This window comes from Zhongshania sp., from assembly GCF_041584495.1.
Classification (GTDB): Bacteria; Pseudomonadota; Gammaproteobacteria; order Pseudomonadales; family Spongiibacteraceae; genus Spongiibacter.
In genome coordinates this window covers 1-3113 of record NZ_JBFHDY010000213.1, presented here as the reverse complement: position 1 = coordinate 3113, position 3113 = coordinate 1, and the positions used below count along the sequence as shown (strand labels likewise).

The window sequence follows — 3113 nt, the reverse complement described above, 5'->3', positions numbered from 1 at the left end:
TTGATGCAAGGCGCTCAGTACAAAACCCAGCTTGAGGCGCAGCAGCGCGAGCAGGCGGAGAGGGAGCGCAAGCAGGCGGCTTTGTCTCAGTTGGGCGAGCAAAACCCGGCATTGGCTCCGTATATCGGCACGGGCTTGGAAGGCCAAGCAATGACGATGTTGGGGCAGCAAGCTAGAACAGCAGCTGGGCAAGCGGGAATTCAAGGCTCGCCCCTCAAGCTGGCTAGCGGCAACCTCGGTTATATGACCAAGACTGGCGAGATTGTAGACACTGGCGAACCGTTCTATTCTGCGCCAACCACATTTGAAGCTGGCGGAATTCGCTACAACATCAACCCAATTACGGGGCAAGCGCAGCCCTTGGTTGACCCTGCTTCTGTCGCAGAGACAGCGGGCGGCATTGCGGGGGCAAAGACTGGGGCGCAGGAGCGAGCAAAGGTTGAAGTCGAGAAGGAGGTGGCGCAGCCCAAGGCAAAAGCTAAACTGGCCACAGCCAAACGATCAGCCCAAAATGTGCTAGACGCCATATCTGAGGCAAAGAAGTCAACCGGGGCGCTCACTACAGGGCTTCTCGGCTCCATGACGCGGGGCATCCCTGGAACGCCTGCATTTGATTTGACCAAAACCGTTGAAACTGTAAAAGCCAACCTTGGCTTTGATAGGCTTCAGCAAATGCGCGACGAGTCCCCAACAGGGGGCGCGCTTGGGCAAGTGGCCATCCAAGAGCTGGAGGCGCTGCAATCAACTGTTAGCAACTTGGATACAGGGCAAAGCCCGGATCAGATGATGGCTGCCCTTGAGAAGATAGAGCAGCATTACAACAATTATCTTGCCGCCTTGGAGCAAAGCTACCAAGAACAATATGCGCCGCAAGCGGAAACCTCAGACATCCAATCTCTGGTGAACAAATATGCCGACTAAAGGCGAACTAGAATCCGCATTGCGGAACGCAGACGCAGCTGGGGATACAGTGGCCGCCAAAGCGCTAGCCAATGCCTTGAAGGCTGGTCAGTTTGATGCCCCAGTCCCAGCGGCCCCAGCCGCTCCCGAAACCTACAGCCCCATTGACGATATGGGAACTGGCGAACGATTCCTCGCGGGCGTCGGCAAGGGCATGACTGATTTGGCGTATGGCGCTGGGCAGCTTGTCGGTATGGTTCCGCAAGAGACAATTGCCGAAAAGGCCCGGATTGACGCGCCATTAGCTGAAACAGCGGCGGGGACAGCTGGCGAGATAACAGGTAAGGTTGCCGCTGCCATTCCGGCTGCTTTTGCACCTTATGCTGCAACTGTTCCCGGGGCGGCTGTTATTGGAACAGGGCTGGGGCTTTTGGAGCCAGTGGCTGAAGGCGACGTATTGACAGGCAAGGCGACCTCTGGCGCGCTGGGCGCGGCCTTTGGTGCGAGTGGCCAGAAACTTGGGCAGACTATCGGCAGCATGGCGCAATCTCGTATTGCTAGTGTGCTTGATGACATAGCAAGCCGCAGGGCGCAGCGCTCCGTAATGGATGAGGCGCTCATGGCTGGCCGAGACATTGGTCTTGTAGCTGAGCCAACAATGGCCAACCCAACCCTAATAAACCGAACGCTTGAAGGCTTGGCCGGGAAGATTAGCACGGCTCAGCGTGTGGCAGAGAAGAATCAGGGCGTGATTAACGCGGCGGCTCGTCGAGAGCTTGGATTGCCTGAAAACGCGCCCCTGACAGACGATACTTTTAGCGCCATCCGAGACACGGCGGGGCAGGCTTACGAGGCCGTCAAGCAGATTGGCCAGCCTATTCGGGCGGACAAGTCATACATTGATGATTTGCGCGGCGTTGTGGCGGCTAATCAGCGATTGGCCCAAGATTTCCCGGAAATGGCAGACCCAGGATTGCAGGATTTCGCTAATTCTTTGGCTAAGGATCAATTCTCCCCTGAAAACGCCATTGAAGTTATCAAGAAATTGCGGTTTGACGCAAAAACCTTGTTTAAATCGGATGATCCAGCAAAACAAGCACTGGCCAAGGCGTACAAGAAAGGCGCGCAGTCTGTAGAGGATTTGGTGGCTAGAAACCTCAAGCAGATTGGCGCTGATGACCTGTACGAGAGCTTTGTGGATAGCAGGCAGCTTATCGCCAAAACGTACTCAGTAGAGGAAGCTGTCAATAAGGGTTCTGGCAATGTTGTGGCATCCAAGCTGGCTAAGCAACTGGAAAAAGGCAAGCCAATTTCTGGCGAATTGAAAGATGTTGCCCGGTTTGCGGCGTCGTTTCCTCGTGCCACGCAGGAAATACGCTCCAGTATGCCGGGGATTAGCCCGCTTGATTACGCGCTAGGGTTTGGAACGGCGGCAGGAACGCAAAACCCCGCTATGATGGCCAGCTTGCTGGCTAGGCCAGCAGCTAGGGAGCTTATTACGTCCGCTCCATATCAACAGATGATGGGTACACCATCGTACTCTCCATCGCTGCTGACTCAGTCTCTGGGATTGCTTGGGACGCCAAGAACCGCAACAGCGGGCGCGCTACTAGGCCCGTCAATTTATACGTCTGAGTAGCAGGCGTTTTAGGGCGCTTGGCGGCATATGTCGAGATATGGCGCGCTTACAGGGGTTTAGTATCGTGATGCTCAGGGCGAGCAGAACGAAAGGGTACAAAGCGGCAGCAGCATAGGTTGAATTGATAGAGTCAAGCATGAACCAAAACGTCTCAGGAAGTCTACTAGCTCAGTATACAGCGGCTGATGCAAATGCCAATACCGTATACACCGCGCCGTCCAATCTACGTGTTGAGATCACGCGGGTGGTTATCTGCAACACCACGGCGGGCGCTGGGGCGGCTTCTTTGTTCCACGACGACGACGGCACCACTTACAACAACAGCACGGCGCTGATGTTTGGCGAGAATGTAGCGGCAAATAGCCGTGTTGAGCTGTTCACGCAAGGCCCAAACGGCGGATTCCACGTTTCAAAAGGTGGTACAATTGGATTTACTGATTCCCTGGCTGGCGGCTTGACAATCAGCATATACGGAATCACACAGAACACAGCGGAGCGCTTGTAATGGCAGATATTTTTGATTGGAGTGTGGTGGCTGCTAGCAACAACAACGCGGCCCCCAACGGATTCCCGG

Annotated in this window: 3 protein-coding genes; all 3 read left to right on the top strand. The window is 55.2% G+C overall.

Going from position 1 to position 3113, the window contains the following annotated elements; translation table 11 throughout:
• Window positions 1-921, top strand: a 921-nt coding sequence (locus tag ABYP33_RS18205; protein WP_373092667.1) for a hypothetical protein, incomplete at its 5' end; no start/stop codon positions are given.
• Window positions 911-2539 (top strand): hypothetical protein, encoded by a 1629-nt coding sequence (locus ABYP33_RS18200; protein ID WP_373092665.1) that lies wholly within the window; start codon window positions 911-913, stop codon window positions 2537-2539. The genes ABYP33_RS18205 and ABYP33_RS18200, both read left to right, overlap by 11 nt.
• Window positions 2540-2675: 136 nt before the next feature.
• Window positions 2676-3044, top strand: coding sequence for a hypothetical protein (locus ABYP33_RS18195; protein WP_372809440.1), 369 nt, complete (start codon window positions 2676-2678; stop codon window positions 3042-3044).
• Window positions 3045-3113: the final 69 nt, after the last annotated feature.

Bases quoted from the DNA above. Each gene is read 5' to 3' on its own strand.
- ABYP33_RS18200 (WP_373092665.1), top strand. From the start codon at position 911: ATGCCGACTAAAGGCGAACTAGAATCCGCATTGCGGAACGCAGACGCA.
- ABYP33_RS18195 (WP_372809440.1), top strand. From the start codon at position 2,676: ATGAACCAAAACGTCTCAGGAAGTCTACTAGCTCAGTATACAGCGGCT.